The following is an 18,446-nucleotide window of genomic DNA, read 5'->3' on the forward strand; positions in this document are numbered from 1 at the left end:
GGTTCTTCGACTCCGGGTTCCACGACAAGGCGCTGGAACAGGCGCAGGCCAAGCTGTCCGAACTGTGCATTGCAGCCCTGGGGGACGAGCGGAACGCCAGGATCCGCCACGTCGTCGCCACCGGCACCGCCTATCAGGAGATTCTGCACACCGCCAAGGAAGCGGGCAGCGACCTCATCGTCATCGGCGCCCACAAACCAGACCTCAAAGACTACCTCCTAGGCCCAAACGCAGCCCGCGTCGTCAGACACTCAACCGTCTCGGTCTACGTGGTCAGGTAGCGTCAGTACCCCGTCATCTCAAGGTATCCGCGCCCTTGGTGGCTGCCCGAAACGATGACGGGACCTTCCCAATACTCGAAGCTTGTGCCCATCCAGGCATCGCGGGTGATGGCCGAGACCTCGACGTCCAAATCGCGGTCGGGCAGAGTGACGTGCCATTGGATGGGGACGTCCCGGCCCGCCACGCGCGCAGTGTCCATTGGCGTGAACGAGACAGAGCCATCCGGCACCGGGGTCGCTGTTCCGTCGGGCGTAATCCATGTGGCGGCCGTAAAGTCTCCGCGCCCGCCGCGCAGGCGGAAGGCCATCAGCTTGTCTCCGTCGTCAAAGCTGAGCGAGAACCAGTCCCAGCCGCTTTGATCCGCCGCCAGAGGTTGCGAAGACCATTCGCGGTCCAGCCAGCCGTTGCCGGTGACCGCAACATCGCCCTCGGGCAAGTGTAGCACGCCTTCGACCGTGTAGAAGGGCTGAGAATAGTAATAGCTGGCTTGCCTATCCGCGGATTTGACCGAGTATCCGGCGTCTCCGTGGAACACCAACGGGCCTTGGGCGTTCAAGGTCAGATCATAGGCAAACTCGGCGCCGCTGGCGGAAAGGGTCAGCGCGCCAGGGTCCGCTCCGCGCATGTGCCACTCGTCGATCCAAGCCTCGAATGGGGCGGCGGTCACCCCGGCCTGACCAATCCCGCCGCGCGACAGCCGTTCGGCGAAATAGTGCGTTTCAGGCGTTGTGACTGCGGCGTGACCCATCCAGAGCTGCGGGCTCTGCCAGCCTTCGGCCTCAAACGGTTTCAGGGCGGATCGGAACAGCGTCCATTGAATGCCATAATCGCGCCCGTCTTCATCGGTCAGGTTTGCGGTCAGGTACCACCATTCGATCCGAAAGCCGGGATGTGGGCCGTGATCGCGGGGGAATTCGAACGTATAGCCGGGTTGCGGGATGTCGAACCCCTCGGCCGAGCCGCCCAGCCCGGCATAACCCTGTGCGTGCAGGGCAGAGGGGAGCAGCAGGAACAGGATACAGAGCCATGTTTTAACGTTCATTGGCAAACACCCTTAACAAATCGGCAGGCGGCAGACGAAGCAAACGCAGTGCGGGCAGGGCGGCGGCGATAAAGGCGGCCAGCAAGGTCAGAGCGAATAGATAGGCCCAGTCGGTCGGGAACAGATACATCGGCAACCGCCAGCCAAAGGCCTGCACGTTGATCACCGCCAGCAAGGCCCATGCCAGAACCAGACCCAGAGGCAGGGCGAGCGCCGCCGTCAGCGCAGCCAGCAATACGCTGCGCAACAGCTCCAGCCGCGCCAGCTTTGCCCGCGTTAAGCCCAGCGCCCAGACCGGCGCAATCTGCGGCAGGCGCTGGGTCCACAGGGTCAGTAGGCTGGTCAGGATGGCGAACCCGGCGACGCCCAGCGTCAGAACGTTCAGCGCTGATGTCACCACAAAGGTCTTGTCAAAGATCGCCAACGATTGCGCCTTCATCGCTGCTTGCTGAACGACCGCCTGGCGTGGCAATTCGAACTGATCCCGCAGGGCTTGAGCCATCTCTGTGGCACGCTCCGGGGCGATACGAATACCGAACCTGCGCGTGTCAGCCCCCGGCGCGATCCGGTCCAGTTGGGACATCGAGACGATGGCCTGTCCGGTCGGGTTTCCGTAATCCGAATAGACGCCCGCAATGGTCAGGGTATGGCCTTCTTTGAGGGTCAGCGTATCGCCGGGCCACAAGTTTGCGCGTCGGGCGAGTTGTTCGTTGATCAGCACGGCCTCGCCTGCATGGACCCGGTCCCACGTGCCGTCCGAGGATGCGATGATTGGCCAGTGGTCGCGATAGGTTTGGTGATCAACGATCCCGTACAGGAACAGCGGCCCCGTTTCGTGTGCCAGTTCAATGCTGCGGATCGGCAGCACCGCAACTACCTGCGGGTCGAGCCACCGCGCGATCTGCTGGCCTTGCTGGTTGTCGGTGGCGGTCACGTAAAGCTCGGAGGTCAGGCGTTGATCCAGCCAGCCGGTGAAGGTCAGTCGAAAGCTGGATACCATGGTGCCGACGCCGATATTCGCCGCCAGGGCCAGTAACAGCGCCATCAGAGCCAGCGACAGGCCGGGCAACTGTGCCCGCATATCGGCCCAGACCCATTGCGCGACTGGCCCGTTTGCGCTGCGCTGGAAGGCCGACAAGGCAAGCGACATAACATAGGGAAGGATCAGGGCGGCTCCGGTCAGGATGCCGCCTACCATCGCAAACCCTGCGATCAGCCCGTCGACCGTATATCCGATAGCAATGCCTCCCGCGATCAGGACCAGCCCGATTAGCCCGGCTGTGCGGTGCCCGTCTTGCGAGCCTCGCCAGGATTGCAGGCCAGCCCCTGCCAGCAAGGGCATACGCGACAGGCGAAACAGGGCCTGACCGCTGGCCAGCAGCGTACCTGCCAAGGCCATCGCCAGCCCAGCCAGAACCCATTGCGGTTGCAAAGTGATCTGCCCGTCGACCGGCGCGCCGTATAGACCGCGCAGGGTCGCGGCGACGTCTGGCAGCAAGGCTCCGGCCAGAAAGAAGCCAAGGATCAATCCCAACAGGCCGCCAATCAAGGCCAGCAGGGTCAGTTCAGCCGTGATCATCCAGACCAGCCGCCGCATCGAAACACCCAGCGCCCGCAAGGTCCGGATCATCGCCCGCCGTTGCGCAAAGGCCAATCCGACAGTCCCGTGGACGATGAACAGCCCGACCGCAAAGGATAGCAGGCCAAAGGCCGTCAGGTTCAGGTGAAAACTGTCCGTCAACTGGGCTGCATCCAGCCGGGAGGAGGCCTCAACGCGCTCCAGTTCAGGTGCGATCTCAGATAGCGAAGGAATGCCGCGCGGCTGATCTGGTAACACCAGCAGGCGGGAAATCTGGCCGGATTTTTCCAACAGTGTCTCAGCCACGCCGATATCGGTAAGGATCAGGTTGGGCGGAACAGAGTCGGATTGAAGGATTGGGGGCAGGCCGTCTAGTGCCTTCAGCATCTCGGCCAGTTCGGGAGTTGTCACGAGACGACCGGGTGCGGTCAGCATGTCGGCCGGATCGGGGGGGGATTGGGAACGTTCGATCTGCGTCACGGCGGGCAGGGCGGGGTAGGACACCATATCGACGCCCATCACCTGCACGGTGCGTCCGTTCAGGCGCAGGGGGCCTTCCAGAACCGCCGCCACTTGCCACCCGGCACGGCGCAGCGCAACATAGCGCGCAATCGGGATCGGGCCGGACGGGCTACGCAATTCGTCATGCAGACCCAGCGCAAGCTGGTCACTGGCGCGCTGATAGCTGGCGCGTGCCTCGGCGTTGATCGCCTGTACGGCGGACCACAGACCCGTGGCCAGCGCAATTCCGACCAGCAGAGTCGCCAGTTGCAGCTTGTGACGCCGCCAATGCGACAGCAGGGCCTGTATGACTGCGCCGGTCATGTGATGTGACCACCCGCCAGATGCGCGTGCCGGTCCAGCCGCCCGGCGATGTCCTGCGAATGTGTGACCAACAGCAACGCGGCCCCGGTATCGGCCACCAGCGCAAGCATAAGGTCCAGCACATTGGCGCTGGCGGTTTCGTCCAGATTGCCGGTGGGCTCATCCGCCAGCAGCAGTTTCGGCCGCGCCGCCATGGCGCGCCCAATGGCGACGCGCTGCTGCTGCCCGCCCGAAAGGCTCTCGGGGAAGCGGTTGAGCAAGCCGGACAGGCCCAGCCTTTCCGTCAGCTGCGCGGTCCAATCGACGTCCTCGCGGCCAGACAGCCGGGCGTGGAACGATAGGTTCTGCGCGACGGTCAGTGAGGGGATCAGGTTGAATTGCTGAAACACCAGCGAAACGCTTTGGCGGCGCAGCGCGGCGCGCCCCGCGTCATCCAGCGGTGACAGGGCGGTGCCGTCCAGCGTGATCTCTCCGTCGTCGAAACTGTCCAATGCCGCCGCCAGATTGAGCAGCGTGCTCTTGCCGCTGCCGCTTTCTCCGGTCAGGGCCAGCGTCTGTCCCTGATCGAGGGTCAGCGACACGTCCCGCAAAACCGGTCGTCCACCCGGATAGGATTTCTGGACCTTGTCGATCGTCAGCAACATGCAAAAAACCTCGGACTGTGCCTGCAACAATGTGCGCCGCCATGCGGCAGAGTCCAGCACCCAACCGCATTCGTTTCCATTCGCCGCAGCCTTGTCCTTTTTTGGTTAAGTCGCCATTGTGGTGGAACTTCTTCAGGCCGAAACATGATAAGCGAATTGATGACGTTAACGCAGCAGATCCTTTGGGGCAGTATCTATCTGGGCATCTGCTTTCTGATCGAGATCATACTTCTGACGTGGTGCACACAGGTTGTACGGGTTGCGTCTCTGCGATTGGAAAACAGCAAAAGGTTCGTGTCGATCGCGGCCCCGATCTGTATCGCCCTCGTTTTTATCGTCACGATCCACACATTTCAGGTCTGGCTCTGGGCGATTGTCTGGGTGCTGGGGGACGTGCTGCCTGACTGGAACTCGGCGCTGTATTTCTCGCTGGTGACCTTCACGACACTGGGCTACGGCGACATCGTTCTGGGGGAGCCGCTGCGCATATTCGGGGCCTTTGCTTCGGTCACAGGCCTGTTGGCCTTCGGGCTATCCACCGCCTTTATGGTCGCGCTGATGACGCAGGTTTTCAAAGAAGAACTGATGTCCTAGAGGATTGGCGCGAACAGCCGTGCAAGCGGTGATCCAAACCGGATATAGGCCGGTTGGTCGGGCAGTTTTTTGGTCAGCTCATAGCATTTTTCGAAATCGGCCCGCAGCATCTTGTCCACCGCCTGCGCGGCGTTTTGGTCAAAGAACAGGGCCATCGCTTCGAAATTCAGACGGAAAGAGCGGTTGTCCAGATTGGTGGTCCCCACCGCCGCCAACGTGTCGTCGACCACAAAGACCTTCTGGTGCATGAAGCCGTCGGTGTAGCGGAACACCCGCGCGCCGCACTCCCTGACCTCGTCAAAATAGGCGAAGGCAGCCAGCCAGGGCAGACGGTGGTCAATCACGTCCGGCACCAGAATGCGCACATCCACGCCACGCAGCGCGGCGTGTTGCAACGCGGTCATGATGTCAATGTCAGGCACGAAGTAGGGAGAGGCGATCCACAGCCTTTCCTTCGCTTCGGTAATGGCGGCAAAGAACATCATCGCTCCGGTTTCGGTGTCGTCGCCGGGGCCTGTCGCAACGATCAGGGCGTTCATGTCCTGCTCTGATTCTGATCCGGCCCAGTCCAGTTGTTCGATCAGGTCCTCTCCATGCGCCCAGTGCCAGTCTTCGGTGAAAATCAGCTGCAACTGACGGACGATGTGGCCGGTCATCCTGATATGCGTGTCACGCCAATGGCCGAAATGCGCGTCTTGGCCGAGGTATTCCACACCTACGTTGTGCCCGCCGATAAAGCCCGTCTCACCGTCAATGATCACGGTCTTGCGGTGATTGCGATAATTCAGCTGAAAGCGGTATTGCGGCCCGCGACGGTCGCGCGGATTGGCGATCTCGATCCCGGCGGCGCGCAGTTCGTCCAGATAGGCTGTCGGCAGGCCATAGCTGCCTACCGCATCGGTCATGAAGCGCACCGACACACCGCGTTTGGTGGCGGCGATCAGCTTTTCCTTGAGCTGTTTTCCCAGCGCGTCATCCCGCACGATGTAGAACTGGATCAGAACATAATTCTGCGCGGCGTCGATGGCATCGAAGATGGCGTCGAACGTTGCCTGCCCGTCGATCAGCAGTTCCGCCCCGTTCCCGCGCGAGACCGGCAGATGCGCCAGTGCCTCGAACGGGCGAGGGTTGATGGGCATCAACTCGGGGTCAGGTTGCGAGAAATCCGCGAATGTCTTGATGCCTTCGACAACCCGCTCGCTGTGCTTGCGAGCGATGCGATAGCCCCGGAAGCGGTGGTGTCCCAGAAACAGATACAGCGGCACCCCCACAAACGGAACCGAGATCAAAAGGACCACCCACCCGACGGCCCCCTGCGGCGTGCGGGCGGTTTGGGCCGCCCGTATCGAAAACACCGCGGCCGTCACATACAGAAAGAAGACGAACGCGGAAACAAGCAGTGTCCACATGGGGTTATCGGTCTCTGAGTGCCTTATTCTGCCCCAGTGTAGATGCGATCCCAGTCTTGCGCCATATCAACAATGACCCAGCCCATGTCGGGGCCTTTGTCCAACCCGTCGACCAGTTTTCCAATCGGGCTTTCGCGGTCATAGGCCCATTCGCGCTCGGCATCGGTGTGATGGATCAGAACGCCCAGACGCGGGCCATCACCTGCGGTGGTCCATTCCAACATTGCGAAATCTCCGTCCGAGTTGCCGCCGGCCAGAATGGGGCGCCTGCCGATTGTGCGTTCAATGTTGACCGGCTTGCCCTCTTTGTCATCGACAAAGGCGATGCCGGGGGCCTTGGTGATCGTGGGCGTGCCTTCGGCCGTTTCATAGGTCGTGTCGGCATAGGTGCCCAGAATTTGCTCGGGCGGAATGCCATAGGCATCTTCGGCAAAAACGCGCATGAAATGCAGACCACCGCCCGAGACGATATAGGTGCGGAACCCTTCATCCCTGAGATAGCGCAAAAGTTCCACCATCGGCTGATAGGTCATCTGATCGTAGGGCAGACCGGTATCGGGGTGACGTGCGGTATCCAGCCACTCGGCAACGGACGCCTGGAATTCTTCGACGCTGATGCCGGAATGCGAGGCGTTCAGAACCTCGATCAAGGCATCGTGGCCGCCCTCGACGACAGCCTGCAGATCACCTTGTGCCGCGGCTTCCAGCGTCGGTGTGGTTAGGACCGAGGGGTCAGCCTTGGCCAGTTCGGCAAGCCGGTCCATGGCGAAAGTCAGTTGGAAATAGACGGGTTGTTCTGCCCACAGTGTCCCATCATTGTCGAACACCGCCACCCGCGCGGCCGGAGTGACGTAGTCGGCTCCGTGCGGATCAGTGACGGCCTCGACAAACTCAATGATCCTGTCCTTGGACGCGGACGTGCTCCAACTGGGCAGAGGGTCCGCGAACACGGCAATGGGAGCCATGACAAGTGCGGCTGAAAGAACTGAATTCCTCATGATAAATTCCCTGTTTTCAATCGGTAAAGGGCCGCCGTTTGACGAGCGGCCCTTCGCTTTCTGAGGGGGTCAGTTGTTGGTCGGCGAGGACAGTTTCTCCATCACCTGGTCCAGGTTGAAGCTGGCAGCCTTTTGGCGGGGCGGGAATTCCTGGAAGGTTTCCAGGAAGCTGCCGACATATTGCTGCGCGGGTACCAGGAAATAGGCCCGGTCCAACAGCCAGTCGTAATAGGTGTTGGACGTCCGGTAGGCCCGCTCATAGGGGTCGCGGCGCAGGTTCACGATCAGCGGTATGCGCAGCTCGGTCCAGGGTTCGATCCAGGCCCGCAGGGTGGCCCATGCCTTCTGCTCGAGGAAAATCAGCTTCCAGTCATCAAAGCGCAAAGCAGTCAGGTCACCGTCATCCGAGAAATAGAAGATCTCGCGACGCGGGCTTTCCGTAGTTTCGCCGGTCAGCAGGGGCAGGATGTTGTAGCCGTCCAGATGCACCTTGTAGTCGCGGCCCATGCCTGACGAGTTGTAACCGGCCTTCAGCTTTTCCTTGATGTCCGGGTCACCGGCAACAGCAAGGTAAGTCGGCAGCCAGTCCATATGGTGCACGATCTCGTTGGTGACCGATCCGGCCTCGATCTGGCCCGGCCAGCGTACCATCGACGGAACGCGCCAGCCGCCTTCCCAGTTGGTGTTCTTTTCACCCCAGAACGGCGTCGCCGCGGCGTCCGGCCACGTGTTCATATGCGGTCCGTTGTCGGTGGAGTAGTGAACGATGGTATTGTCTGCAATGCCAAGCTCATCCAGCAGGTTCAGCAACTGGCCCACATGCATGTCATGTTCGATCATGCCTGCGGTGTATTCGTCCGCACTGCCACCGAATATCTCGTTCGCCTGAGCGCGCATCTCATCCTTGACGTGGGTGCGGAAGTGCATCCGGGTGCCGTTCCACCAGACATAGAAGGGCTGGCCTTGTTCATGGGCACGCTTGATGAAGTCGATGGCCGCGGCGACGGTTTCTTCGTCTACCGTCTCCATGCGTTTGCGGGTCAGGGGGCCGGTATCTTCGATGGTGCCGTCGGCCTTGGACTTGATCACGCCGCGCGGACCATAGGCCTCGCGGAAGGTGCGCCCGTCAGGCAGAACCGCATCTCCGGGATAATCTTCGTTTTCAGGTTCTTCCTCGGCGTTCAGGTGATAGAGGTTTCCAAAAAACTCATCAAAACCGTGGTTTGTCGGTAGATGCTCATCTTTGTCGCCCAAGTGGTTCTTGCCGAATTGACCGGTGACATAGCCGTGGTCCTTCAGCAGACCGGCGATGGTCGGGTCTTCGACCTGCATCCCCAGATCGGCGCCGGGCAGACCCACCTTGGACAGGCCGGTCCGGAACACCGATTGCCCCATGATGTAGGACGAACGGCCGGCGGTACAGGATTGTTCGCCATAGTAATCGGTGAAAATCATGCCTTCCTTGGCGACGCGGTCGATATTTGGCGTCTGATAGCCCATCAGGCCCATCGTATAGGCCGAGATGTTGGACTGTCCGATATCGTCACCCCAGATGACCAGAATGTTGGGTTTCTGGTCTTGCGCCCAGGCGGGAAGTGCCAACGCAACGGCGACGGTAGCCACAGCAATACGACGCAACTCGGTGCGCCACCTGTATGCAATCGAAGGTGGTGGTGACATTGTAAGCTCCTGATCTGTAAGGGTCTGTGGATCCGGCAGGTGTGTATTAGCTTGATGGCTGGAGAATTAAGCCAATGCGGTTCGGAAAAATGTCGAAATCTGAACGCCCAAGCTCCATCTATCCGGGATTCGAATGCGGTCAGGTTAGGCGATCTGTGGGATTGAAAACTCATCATATGATGATATTGAAAAATTCTAATGTTTGACAAAGCACATACTCTGAAACTCTTGCAGGAGGCCGGGTGGTTCAGCAAACGCTCGGACGCGTTTCAGCGCGATTTGATGGTATGCGGGTCGGCAAAAACCTATGAGCCGTGGGAAGCGCTGTATCACCACGGAGACCCGGCAAACGGAATATTTGCCGTCCTCAGCGGCGGTGTTCAGATCACCGCGCCGGCGGATGATGGGCAGGAATTCGTCATTCACCGCGAGGGTGCCGGGTTCTGGATCGGGGATCTGGCTCTTTTCGCGGACACCCCTCGGCTGATCAGTGTCGTCACCACGCAAGAGACACAAGCCTTGTTCTTTCCGCACTCGCGTATCGCCAAGCTGGTTCAGGCCAATCCGGCTTATATCCACGAGTTTTATGCGCTGACGCAGGAGAATATGCAGACCGCGCTGCGAATAATGGCCAACCTCGCGGTGACCGGCAGTGAAAAACGGCTGGTTCTGCGGCTGCTTCATCTGGATGAGGGGACGTCAAAATCCGATGGTTGGATCGTGGTGTCGCAAGACGAGCTGGCCGAGATGATCGCCGTGTCGCAACCCACATTGCACCGCAGCCTGCACCGTCTTGCAGATCTGGACCTGATCGAACTCGGCTACGGGCGTGTGCGGTTGAAGGACCGGCAGGCCTTGATTGCCAGTTGCCAGACCTGAGGGTCAGGGATTCAGCGGCGGAAGCGTCTTTGCATGTTTTCCTGGGGCGGCCATCAGAGCGTCGAGCGCGGAAACGGCTCTGCCCCAATCTGCTTTTTTCTTATCTTTAACAAACGCATACTGTGCGGAGCCAATCTGAAGTAGACACGCTTCAAGTTCGCCGTACCCTTGCGGGACTTCACAGCGCCGCTTCCAGATTTCCAGCGCGGAATACGCAGCGGGCAGGTCCTGATCAAGCAGCGCCTCGCGCAATTGCACGAGGGCATATTTTGCTGACGCATGGTAGGCTTGGTTACGTGCGTCCTTCCAGCTTCGATATCGCGGCATCAACCACCGCATAACGGCCCAAACAACGACGACGGTCGCAGCAGCCCAAAACAGATACCTGATCAGGGTCTCCGCGGACGGAGGCCCGGATTTCGGGGCGGTAAGCTTCAGGTCCACGGCGTCGACATTCACGGTTTCTACGCTGTTCGTCGTCAGGTTGAACCATTGCAACGAAACCGACGGCAGCTGAGTTTCACCTCCGTCTTGCGCGAGGTAAACTGTTTCATCAATACGTTTGCCTGACAGGATACCCCGATCCTCGGTTTCCGAGATTCGTGGCTCTTTGGTATAAGATCGCAGCAAAGGATTCTGATTTTCTGAGATTAATTGCGGTATTAGGATTGGGGTTGTGCCTGAAATACGCGCCGTCAACCGCCGTGTGACGGCATCGCCAGCTTGCATTTCGGTTGGGCCTTCGATCTCTTGTTCTAGGTCAAAGCCTGTCGCGATGATCAGCGGATTCAAATCGCGTGCGCCATCAGGGATCACAGAGTTCATCTTGATCGGCGGCAGCGGAACGGAAATCTGGGTCGGATTGTTCGTTTCCGGGTCTGCAAAAGTGACCGTCATGTCCTGGGCGTGAAACTCGATCACTCCTGGCACCAACGGGTAAATACGATAGCTCCGCTGAACACCGGACCATGTCTCGCCGTTCACAGGCTCGCTGATAGGACCCGAGGCGCGCTCGGGCAGTCGCACCAGCAGATTTTCCTGTTCCAGCGCAGGAAAGACCGGAGGGGAAGGCATAAAGGTCGGCACCAGGATCTTGATCCGCAGGATCGCCGGTTGTCCGACAATCACGTCCTCATGTGGCGCCTCGATCGTGACCTGTGGTTGGGGCGTGGTCGGGGTTTGGGGGAAAGCCAAGCCCGGGAGAAGAAAGAACATGAAGAAGGATAGATATCTCATTGTTCCTGCTCCTGATTTTCCAGCAAGAACCGGTTTCGCAAGAAATCCTGCATGTCCGTATCAATTGCGCTGATCCACTGATCCGCTGACAGGGGTTTGGCGTCTTCGGTCGAGGCCTGAAGGGTAGTATTCTCCCCGCGGCCAGCCTCGTTGTCGAACACTGTGTCATCCGCCCCGATCCCGGCTTCTTCTCCGGTATCGGATTGTTCCCGTGTGGTTTCGACATAGTCGAGAATGGCGGTGGCGACCTCAAGATTATGGCTTGCTTCCGGCCAGTTAGGGTGACGTTCTAATGCAGTTTCAAAAGCCGAAATAGCGGGACGGTATTCCCGGTTGCGAATACGAGCCATGCCCTCGGCAAAAGCGGCTTCAGCCGTGGTCAGTTCGGCGAAAATGGCTGCGGCCTCGGGGTATTGGCCTGCTTTCAATCTCGCGTAGCCTTCGTAATAGGAATCCTCAAACAACTCGGCGGCGTCCGCATTGCGTTTTTGGTTCATTGCAATTTGACCCTGTTGATCCGGGGTAAGGAACCAATCGTGCCAACCTTCTGCACGCGCGGGGCCTGCAGGCTGTATCAGGAACAATCCCAACAAGGCCCAACGGATCACCCAGCCCCGCCGGAACCAGAGCAGCGTTAGCAGCGCCGCAGGCCATGCCAACACCCAGCCTCGGTCCTGCCAATCCAGACGATCATCTTCATCCAAGGCATCCACATAAGCTGTTTGGATTTGCCGCTGCAGCCGAGCGATATCCCTGTCACCAGTGGAAAATGGAACCACGACGGCGTTCTTCAGATTACGCAACTGCACAATCTCGCCACCGTCGGGGAGCATGGTCAGAAAGAAAACCTGCGTCTTGGCGGTCTGAAACTCTGCAAGCTGCGATGGGTCGAGATCGTCCAGCACAAACAGGACAGCCCCCGGAGTGTCACTTTCGCTTAAAATGCTATGCGCGAGCGTCAGCGCATCACCGGCGGCATCCCCTTGTTTGGGCATCACGGCCGGGGTCAGCCCCTCAAGCAGCGGGCGCAGGATATTTGCGTCTTCGGTCAGGGGGGTCACGCGGTGCGGGGAGCCGGCATAAGCAATCAGCGCCGTTCGTGCGCCGGACCGGGCGTTGATAAGGTCGGTGATCTTGAACTTTGCACGCTCCAGCCGTGACGGCGCCAAGTCTGGGTTCTCCATGCTCTTGGTGACCTTCAGGGCAATCACCAGAGGGGCAGTGTCCGCCACAAGCGGGTTCTGGGCCCGTGACCACGTTGGCCCGGCTGCGGCGACAGCGACCAAGGCCGAGGCGATCATGGCAACGTCAATGAGATAAATGCGCCGCTTTTCCTGAGCGTCCAATAGCAGAGCAGCAGCGAGGTGCGGTGCCACTCCGGATGGCAGATCGGAACGTCCCAAACGTTTTGGACGCGTGACCCACCAGAGGCCTGCAATCGGTATCAGGAAAAGCAGATAAGTCACTCTCCAGAAATGAAATTCCGCCAAGGCGCCGATCATGAATGCCCCCTCCGACGCCGCGCGATGTATAGACCGGAAGAGCTGCCCAACATCAGCAACAGGGCGGCCAACAATGGATAGTGCGCAAGGCTTTCTCGCGGCCGGTAGCTTTGGGTCTCAACAATTCTGGGATTTTGCTCATCAATGTGCTGATAGGTCTGGGCCAGCGCGGTTTCGTCGCTGGCAAAGAAATACTGCCCACCGGTACGTTCTGCGATGGCCTTTAAGGCGTCCAGATCCACGCGATCCTCGCCTGATGCATTGGGATCGCCGACCCCGATAGTGTAGATGGCAACGCCTTTCTCTGCCGCAATAGCGGCAGCGTTTACGGGTGTCATGCGGCTGGAGGTATCGGCGCCGTCGCTGAGGACGATCATCAGACGTTGATCCACTTCGCTGGACTCGAAACTGCGGATGCCAAGGCCGATTGCGTCGCCCAAGGCGGTGTTCGGACCTGCCATTCCAACTTGAGTTTGGTCCAGGAACCCATTTAAACTATTGAAGTCTTCTGTGAAAGGTGCCTGGACAAAGGCGCGGGTGCCAAAGATGATCAATGCCATTCTGTCACCCTGACGTTCAGCAATGAAGGTGCGCATCACGTCTTTGACCGCCGCCAACCGTTGTTTGGGTGCGCCGTCGGTGGATTGAAAATCGCGTTGATCCATCGACCCTGAGATATCGAGCGCCAACACCACATCTCGGGCGGATTTCTCGATCACGATCGGGTCTGCCAGCTTTTCCGGGCGGGCCAGCGCGGTCACCAGCATCAGCCAGATCAAAACAACCACAACGGTTTGCAACTTTGGTCGGTGCGTGATGACCGAGCCGGATTTGGGTTCAATGCCTGCTGCCCTGGCGACATGCCGGAAGAAAGGAATGCGGATCGAGCTGGATTTTTCGCGATGCGGTGGTGCGAACCTGTAGACCGGTACTGGCAGCGGCAGAAGCAAAAAGGCCCAGGGTGCAGCGAAGGAGATCATCATTGCCTCCTCTGAGCTTTGTGAGTTCTGATCCAGTCCCGCGCGAGCTTGGCAACAGCGGGGTTGCGCGTGTTGGACCTGTAGGGTGCCTCAAGCAATGCCCGTGCCTCAGGTGGAGAAATTGAAATATTTTCAGAGGATTGTGTGAGAAAGATAACCCAGGCAGAGCCATGAAGGCTGGCCACCTGATCACGTGGAAAAGCAGCCAGCGCAGTGCGTCGTAGGATTTCCGCGATCTTGGCGACATCATTGTCGGCGGCTTGCAGGTCAGCAAGCGCGCAACGGCGGTACGCATTCGCTTTGCGGTGCCGTCGGTACATATAAACTCCGTAACAAACCACTGCCAACAGCAGCAAAGCCAACACTGCCCACCCCCAAGTCTGCGGCGTCATAGGTATCGGCGTTGGCGCTGGGGCGGGTTCGAGCATATCCAGCAATTCGACAAGCGATTTCCCTTCGACATCGACGCTCATCTTCACCCTCCGCCATGACCGAATTGGCGAAGTAATTGATCCAGGGCCGGTTCCTCGGTGGTCAGCGGTACGATCGGGAAGCCATAGCGGTGCGACCATTGTCCGAGCTGCGCCAGCCTGTTTTCCAACTCCGCTCGGATGCGTTTCGACAAATCCGGTTCGGAGCTGTCGAGTTCGATTTGCGCGTCACCGTCCGAGACGGTCATACGCAGCCCTGGGATCAGTTCGCGTGAACTGGGGTCGGAAATGTTGAACAAAATCAGATCGTTTGACTGCGCAAGGCGTCTCAGCAGGCTTTCCGAGGTCTCATCCAAACCGTCAAAGTCCGAGAACACGCATATAAGGGCGTTGGTATGCGCGATCCGGGCCGCCTGTTTCAGGACGTCGTTCAGTAAAACGGTCGGCTCGGGACGTAGCGCGGCGTTCAGCTTGCAATTGAGCGTAGCGACCGAGGACAGAAACCGTTTCAGAGCGGCGGGGCGGCGTTGGGGGCGATGTTCGGCCAGATCGGTGTCGCCAAAGACAATCCCGCCAACGCGGTCGCCTTGGCCCAGAACACGGTGGGCGGCGATTGCTGCGGCTTCGGCAGCAACGACGGATTTCATGTAAACTTCGGTGCCGAAAAACATCGAAATGCGCTGATCGACCAGCAAGAGGGCAGGGCGGTCCCTTTCCTCGGTATAGACCCTAACATGGGGTTTCGTGGTGCGTGCGGTCACTTTCCAGTCGATTGTCCGGATGTCATCGCCGGGCAGATAGGTTCGCAGTTCCTCAAAGTTCAAACCGCGCCCACGCAGGCGCGAGGCGTGGCGACCGTTGAGGATCGAGCGCGCCGGTTGACGCGGCAACAGGCTGATGCGCGACCGGGCGCCCAGCCGCAGCAGATGATCCGCATCTACATGGATGCGCGGGTCGCTGGGATATGTGGCGGTTTGGGCCACGAGGCTCTCTTTCCTAGCAATCAGGGCAGCGCAACAAGGCGCAGGATTTCCGCAATCACATCATCCGAAGATTTGGCGCTGCCCTGCGCCTCAAAGCTGAGCGTGATGCGGTGGCGAAAGACGTCATGGGCGATGGCGCGTATATCAGCCGGGTCAACGTAATCGCGTTCATTCATCCAGGCGTGGGTCCGCCCGCATTTGTCCAGCGCCAGTGATGCGCGCGGGCTGGCACCAATTTCGATCCACCTTGCAAGCTCTTCGCTGTATTTCTCGGGCGTTCTGGTGGCTTGCACGAGGTCTGCCATATATCGGTCCATAGCGTCGGACACGTGGATCTGGCCGATCTCTGATCGGGCCTGAAACACGGCGTCCTGCGGGATTGGCGTCGGCATACCGCCCGTCGCGCCGGACCCGGCGGCGATCTCTTCACCGCGCACCAAACGGATCACTTCAACCTCATCTTCGACCGGGGGATAGGTGATCTGCACATGCATCAGAAACCGGTCCATCTGCGCCTCGGGCAAGGGGTAGGTGCCTTCCTGCTCGATCGGGTTCTGGGTGGCCATTACGATAAACAGCGGCTCCATCTTATGCGTTGTGCCTGAAACGGTGACCTGCCGTTCCTCCATCGCTTCCAGCAATGCAGCCTGAACCTTGGCCGGTGCGCGGTTGATCTCGTCGGCCAGAACGAGGTTGGCAAAGATCGGGCCGGAGTTGAAGCGAAAGGTGCCGCCGTTGCCGGTTTGCTGGAACACTTCGGTTCCGGTGACGTCCGAGGGCAGCAGGTCCGGCGTGAACTGTATCCTGCTGAAACTGGCGTCCAAATTGCGCGCCATGACCTTGACGGCACGGGTTTTTGCCAGACCGGGCAGGCCCTCGATCAGCAGATTGCCGTTAGCCAACAATCCGATGAGCAGCCGGTCGATCACCTCGGTCTGGCCGATAATCGCCTGACCCATGCGGGCTTTAAGATCAAGTATCTGATTAAGTGCATTCATCTATTTGGTCCAATCGTGGCCGGACGTCGGGAAGGACATGGCGGGGTGCGCCGGGGCGAGATGAGATGGAATGTGCAGTAATGATCGGACGTTAACAGCCTTGCCGTGTCCGATCCACTATGAAATCCGTTCCGCGATATGGTGCAGATCGGCGCGCAGTTCGGGGCGAATTTCCCCCTGGTTCGGCGTATCGCGCAGCGTTACGAGCCAGTGACGGGGCGGTTGTTTTCCGGCCGCGCGGTTCCATGTCAGGTCACCAAGCACCGATTGCGCCTTGTCATTCAACAGGTCGGGTATGGCGGTCTTGTTCAAAGTCGCCCAAACGCCGGTCCATAGCCGCGCGACGGACCAAGGGTTATAACCACCACCTCCCAGAACCAGCAGACGAGGGGCCATATCGCGCAGAGAGGCAACCGCACGCCAATGCGCGTTGTTGGACAGGGTCAGCCGGGACAGCGGGTCTTCGGCCACCGCATCCGCGCCGCATTGCAAAACAATGGCCTGCGGGTCAAAGGAGGCGGTCGCGGGCAGGATCAACTGGTCTAGGATGGCGTTGAACTCCTCATCATTGAGGTTGCGCGCAACAGGAAGGTTGAATGCCGCCCCGCCCGCATCGTCGTCCAGAGTGCCACTGAACGGCCACCGGGACCCTTCGTGCATCGAGATCATCCGCACCTTTGTTGACCCTCGGAAGGCGGTCTCGACACCATCGCAGTGATGGGCGTCGATATCCACATAAACGATCCGGTCGAGGCCGGCATTCAGCAGGGTCAGGATCGCCAACACCGGATCGTTCAGATAGCAAAAGCCGTTTGCCCGGTTGGCAAGCCCATGATGCGTGCCACCTGCGGGGTTAAAGACAATTCCGCCATCCCGGATCAACTCTGCCCCCAACATCGATCCACCGGCGGCCGTGGCCGGGCGGCGGTACATCTCGGGGAATACGGGGTTCGACAGGGTGCCCAGCGCGTATTTTTCCCGTGTCTCGTCGGACACCGCCTGATCCCTCTCGGCCTGTTGCAGGGCCGCGATATAGTCCGCTGTGTGAAACGCCGCCAATGCTGAAGGTTTCGCGCAGGGGCTGACCCGGTAGTTCGATGACGACAACCACCCCTGCGCCCTGCACAGATCAATGACGGTAGATACGCGCGGAATGGCCAGAGGGTGCTTCGAGCCATAGGTCGAGTTGCGATAGATTTCCGATCCGATGAACAGGGGGCGCTGCATCGTCTAGCGTACTGTGCGTGGTGTGTTTTCCTCGCCTAACCGGCCGTCCAGCGACATCAGGATTGCAACCGGGCGCAGGGCCGGAATATGGCTGAAGACGATCAGGATGCAGACGGTCAGGGGGACGCTCAGGAAAGCTCCGATCAGGCCCCAGATCGTGGTCCAGAACATCAGCGCCAGAATAACCAGAAAGGTCGACATGTTCAGCGATCGGCCCAGCAGGGCAGGGTCCAGAAAATTGCCGATCAGGAATTGGATGGTGCCACAACCCAGCACGATGATCAGGAACGGGCCGATGCTGTCGAATTGAACCAGCGCAATCATCGACGGGAAGATGACCGCGATGATCGACCCGATGGACGGAATGAAGTTCAGCGCAAAGGTCAGCACGGCCCAGGTTTCGGCAAACTCCAGACCCAGCAGCTTGAACACCGAATAGCTGATGCCCGCCGTGATCAGGCTGATCATGGTCTTCACCCCGACATAGCGTTGCAGGCTGAACGTGATGGCATCCAGGATCGAGGCGAACTCGATGCCTGTTTTCGGGTCACCGGCGGCCAGCTGGATCTTTTTGCGAAAGGCCAGCCGTTCGGCCATCAGAAAGGCGACATAGAGGCTGATCAGAAAGAACTGGTTCAGCAATGACGTGGCGCTGCCCAGAAGGATGCGTGCGACATAGGACATGTCGATATTGATCAGGTTATCGCGGATGAACTTGGTCACGTCATTGCCCACCAAACCGGTGACGCGATTGACTGCGGCATCGAACTGGCTTTCGTAGGTGCCGATCGTGCGGGCAAACTGGGTTGCCTGACTGCCCAGAATATACATGATCACGAACAAGCCAGCCAAAACCACCGTGACACCCGCAACATTCGCCAGCCACACCGGCATCCGGGTCAGGGCGATGATCCTGTCGCTAAGCGCGATGATCAGGACATTGATCAGCAAGGCCATCGTCAATGGGATCAGAAACGCGGCCCCGGCGTATAGGCCCAGAACCACAAGTGTCGTCACAATCGACACATCCCGAACAACGGACAGCTTGAGCTTTGTCGGCGTCACGATATCGTCTTGGCCCGGTGTCATGCGTTGGCTCATCCTGAGAATTGCGCTTGTGTCTGATCCTGCACAGCAGGGCCGGATTATGCAATGCG

The 18,446-nt window shown here is 59.5% G+C and carries 17 protein-coding genes; 3 read left to right on the top strand and 14 right to left on the bottom strand.

Annotation, left to right across the window (positions count from 1 at the left end; all coding sequences use genetic code 11):
* A partial coding sequence (locus ACR0NT_RS00005; protein WP_480442520.1) for a universal stress protein occupies nucleotides 1-281 on the top strand: 281 nt, incomplete at its 5' end.
* Between the two features lie 2 nt (nucleotides 282-283).
* On the opposite strand, the gene ACR0NT_RS00010 is transcribed toward ACR0NT_RS00005, so the two are convergent.
* The 3 genes from ACR0NT_RS00010 to ACR0NT_RS00020 are packed head-to-tail and all read right to left on the bottom strand — an operon-like array spanning nucleotide 284 to nucleotide 4,372.
* Entirely contained in the window at nucleotides 284-1,324 is a 1,041-nt protein-coding gene (locus ACR0NT_RS00010) for a lipocalin-like domain-containing protein (RefSeq protein ID WP_170671556.1), read from the bottom strand.
* Entirely contained in the window at nucleotides 1,314-3,728 is a 2,415-nt protein-coding gene (locus tag ACR0NT_RS00015; protein WP_170671554.1) for an FtsX-like permease family protein, read from the bottom strand. The genes ACR0NT_RS00010 and ACR0NT_RS00015 overlap by 11 nt, the downstream gene beginning before the upstream one ends.
* Entirely contained in the window at nucleotides 3,725-4,372 is a 648-nt protein-coding gene (locus tag ACR0NT_RS00020; protein WP_170671552.1) for an ABC transporter ATP-binding protein, read from the bottom strand. Before ACR0NT_RS00020 ends, ACR0NT_RS00015 begins: the two co-directional genes overlap by 4 nt.
* 159 nt (nucleotides 4,373-4,531) lie before the next feature.
* On the opposite strand from ACR0NT_RS00020, the gene ACR0NT_RS00025 reads away from it, so the two are divergent.
* Complete coding sequence (locus ACR0NT_RS00025; RefSeq protein WP_170442889.1) at nucleotides 4,532-4,966, top strand: ion channel; 435 nt, start codon at nucleotides 4,532-4,534, stop codon at nucleotides 4,964-4,966.
* Here ACR0NT_RS00025 and cls read toward each other — a convergent pair.
* From cls to ACR0NT_RS00040, 3 genes are all read right to left on the bottom strand, one after another.
* Nucleotides 4,963-6,375 (bottom strand): cardiolipin synthase, encoded by a 1,413-nt coding sequence (gene cls, locus ACR0NT_RS00030; protein WP_170671550.1) that lies wholly within the window; start codon nucleotides 6,373-6,375, stop codon nucleotides 4,963-4,965. The two genes, ACR0NT_RS00025 and cls, sit on opposite strands and share 4 nt — an antisense overlap.
* Before the next feature lie 23 nt (nucleotides 6,376-6,398).
* Nucleotides 6,399-7,373: an HAD family hydrolase gene (locus ACR0NT_RS00035; RefSeq protein ID WP_170671548.1), complete on the bottom strand. Its 975-nt coding sequence runs from the start codon at nucleotides 7,371-7,373 to the stop codon at nucleotides 6,399-6,401.
* 69 nt (nucleotides 7,374-7,442) lie between these two features.
* Nucleotides 7,443-9,053 carry an arylsulfatase gene (locus ACR0NT_RS00040; RefSeq protein WP_480442521.1) on the bottom strand — a complete coding sequence of 537 codons (1,611 nt, stop codon included), beginning with the start codon at nucleotides 9,051-9,053 and terminating at the stop codon, nucleotides 7,443-7,445.
* 198 nt (nucleotides 9,054-9,251) lie between these two features.
* Here ACR0NT_RS00040 and ACR0NT_RS00045 point away from each other — a divergent pair, with 198 nt between their 5' ends.
* On the top strand, nucleotides 9,252-9,932 hold the full coding sequence (locus tag ACR0NT_RS00045; RefSeq protein ID WP_170442883.1) for a Crp/Fnr family transcriptional regulator: 681 nt from the start codon (nucleotides 9,252-9,254) through the stop codon (nucleotides 9,930-9,932).
* A 3-nt stretch (nucleotides 9,933-9,935) separates the two neighbouring features.
* Here the strand turns inward: ACR0NT_RS00045 and ACR0NT_RS00050 are convergent, their stop codons facing one another.
* From ACR0NT_RS00050 to ACR0NT_RS00085, 8 genes are all read right to left on the bottom strand, one after another.
* Nucleotides 9,936-11,168 carry a BatD family protein gene (locus ACR0NT_RS00050; protein WP_170671546.1) on the bottom strand — a complete coding sequence of 411 codons (1,233 nt, stop codon included), beginning with the start codon at nucleotides 11,166-11,168 and terminating at the stop codon, nucleotides 9,936-9,938.
* Nucleotides 11,165-12,670: a VWA domain-containing protein gene (locus ACR0NT_RS00055; protein WP_170442879.1), complete on the bottom strand. Its 1,506-nt coding sequence runs from the start codon at nucleotides 12,668-12,670 to the stop codon at nucleotides 11,165-11,167. The genes ACR0NT_RS00050 and ACR0NT_RS00055 overlap by 4 nt, the downstream gene beginning before the upstream one ends.
* Nucleotides 12,667-13,650, bottom strand: coding sequence for a vWA domain-containing protein (locus tag ACR0NT_RS00060; protein WP_170442984.1), 984 nt, complete (start codon nucleotides 13,648-13,650; stop codon nucleotides 12,667-12,669). Before ACR0NT_RS00060 ends, ACR0NT_RS00055 begins: the two co-directional genes overlap by 4 nt.
* Nucleotides 13,650-14,123 (bottom strand): DUF4381 domain-containing protein, encoded by a 474-nt coding sequence (locus tag ACR0NT_RS00065; protein ID WP_170442877.1) that lies wholly within the window; start codon nucleotides 14,121-14,123, stop codon nucleotides 13,650-13,652. The genes ACR0NT_RS00060 and ACR0NT_RS00065 overlap by 1 nt, the downstream gene beginning before the upstream one ends.
* 2 nt (nucleotides 14,124-14,125) lie before the next feature.
* Nucleotides 14,126-15,064: a DUF58 domain-containing protein gene (locus ACR0NT_RS00070; RefSeq protein ID WP_170671544.1), complete on the bottom strand. Its 939-nt coding sequence runs from the start codon at nucleotides 15,062-15,064 to the stop codon at nucleotides 14,126-14,128.
* Between the two features lie 20 nt (nucleotides 15,065-15,084).
* On the bottom strand, nucleotides 15,085-16,062 hold the full coding sequence (locus tag ACR0NT_RS00075; protein ID WP_170671542.1) for an AAA family ATPase: 978 nt from the start codon (nucleotides 16,060-16,062) through the stop codon (nucleotides 15,085-15,087).
* Between the two features lie 117 nt (nucleotides 16,063-16,179).
* On the bottom strand, nucleotides 16,180-17,289 hold the full coding sequence (locus ACR0NT_RS00080; RefSeq protein ID WP_170671539.1) for an acetoin utilization protein AcuC: 1,110 nt from the start codon (nucleotides 17,287-17,289) through the stop codon (nucleotides 16,180-16,182).
* Nucleotides 17,290-17,292: 3 nt separating this feature from the next.
* The gene (locus ACR0NT_RS00085; protein ID WP_170442869.1) at nucleotides 17,293-18,378 is read right to left on the bottom strand and encodes an AI-2E family transporter; all 1,086 of its coding nucleotides are present in this window, start codon (nucleotides 18,376-18,378) and stop codon (nucleotides 17,293-17,295) included.
* Nucleotides 18,379-18,446: the final 68 nt, after the last annotated feature.

It is taken from the genome of Ruegeria sp. AB10 (genome assembly GCF_056542745.1).

Excerpts from the sequence above, each read along its gene's own strand:
- ACR0NT_RS00015 (WP_170671554.1), bottom strand. The coding sequence starts at position 3,728 with ATGACCGGCGCAGTCATACAGGCCCTGCTGTCGCATTGGCGGCGTCAC.
- ACR0NT_RS00055 (WP_170442879.1), bottom strand. The coding sequence starts at position 12,670 with ATGATCGGCGCCTTGGCGGAATTTCATTTCTGGAGAGTGACTTATCTG.
- cls (WP_170671550.1), bottom strand. The coding sequence starts at position 6,375 with ATGTGGACACTGCTTGTTTCCGCGTTCGTCTTCTTTCTGTATGTGACG.
- ACR0NT_RS00050 (WP_170671546.1), bottom strand. The coding sequence starts at position 11,168 with ATGAGATATCTATCCTTCTTCATGTTCTTTCTTCTCCCGGGCTTGGCT.
- ACR0NT_RS00010 (WP_170671556.1), bottom strand. The coding sequence starts at position 1,324 with ATGAACGTTAAAACATGGCTCTGTATCCTGTTCCTGCTGCTCCCCTCT.
- ACR0NT_RS00080 (WP_170671539.1), bottom strand. The coding sequence starts at position 17,289 with ATGCAGCGCCCCCTGTTCATCGGATCGGAAATCTATCGCAACTCGACC.
- ACR0NT_RS00075 (WP_170671542.1), bottom strand. The coding sequence starts at position 16,062 with ATGAATGCACTTAATCAGATACTTGATCTTAAAGCCCGCATGGGTCAG.
- ACR0NT_RS00020 (WP_170671552.1), bottom strand. The coding sequence starts at position 4,372 with ATGTTGCTGACGATCGACAAGGTCCAGAAATCCTATCCGGGTGGACGA.
- ACR0NT_RS00085 (WP_170442869.1), bottom strand. The coding sequence starts at position 18,378 with ATGACACCGGGCCAAGACGATATCGTGACGCCGACAAAGCTCAAGCTG.
- ACR0NT_RS00040 (WP_480442521.1), bottom strand. The coding sequence starts at position 9,053 with ATGTCACCACCACCTTCGATTGCATACAGGTGGCGCACCGAGTTGCGT.
- ACR0NT_RS00035 (WP_170671548.1), bottom strand. The coding sequence starts at position 7,373 with ATGAGGAATTCAGTTCTTTCAGCCGCACTTGTCATGGCTCCCATTGCC.
- ACR0NT_RS00060 (WP_170442984.1), bottom strand. The coding sequence starts at position 13,650 with ATGATCTCCTTCGCTGCACCCTGGGCCTTTTTGCTTCTGCCGCTGCCA.
- ACR0NT_RS00045 (WP_170442883.1), top strand. The coding sequence starts at position 9,252 with ATGTTTGACAAAGCACATACTCTGAAACTCTTGCAGGAGGCCGGGTGG.
- ACR0NT_RS00025 (WP_170442889.1), top strand. The coding sequence starts at position 4,532 with ATGACGTTAACGCAGCAGATCCTTTGGGGCAGTATCTATCTGGGCATC.
- ACR0NT_RS00065 (WP_170442877.1), bottom strand. The coding sequence starts at position 14,123 with ATGAGCGTCGATGTCGAAGGGAAATCGCTTGTCGAATTGCTGGATATG.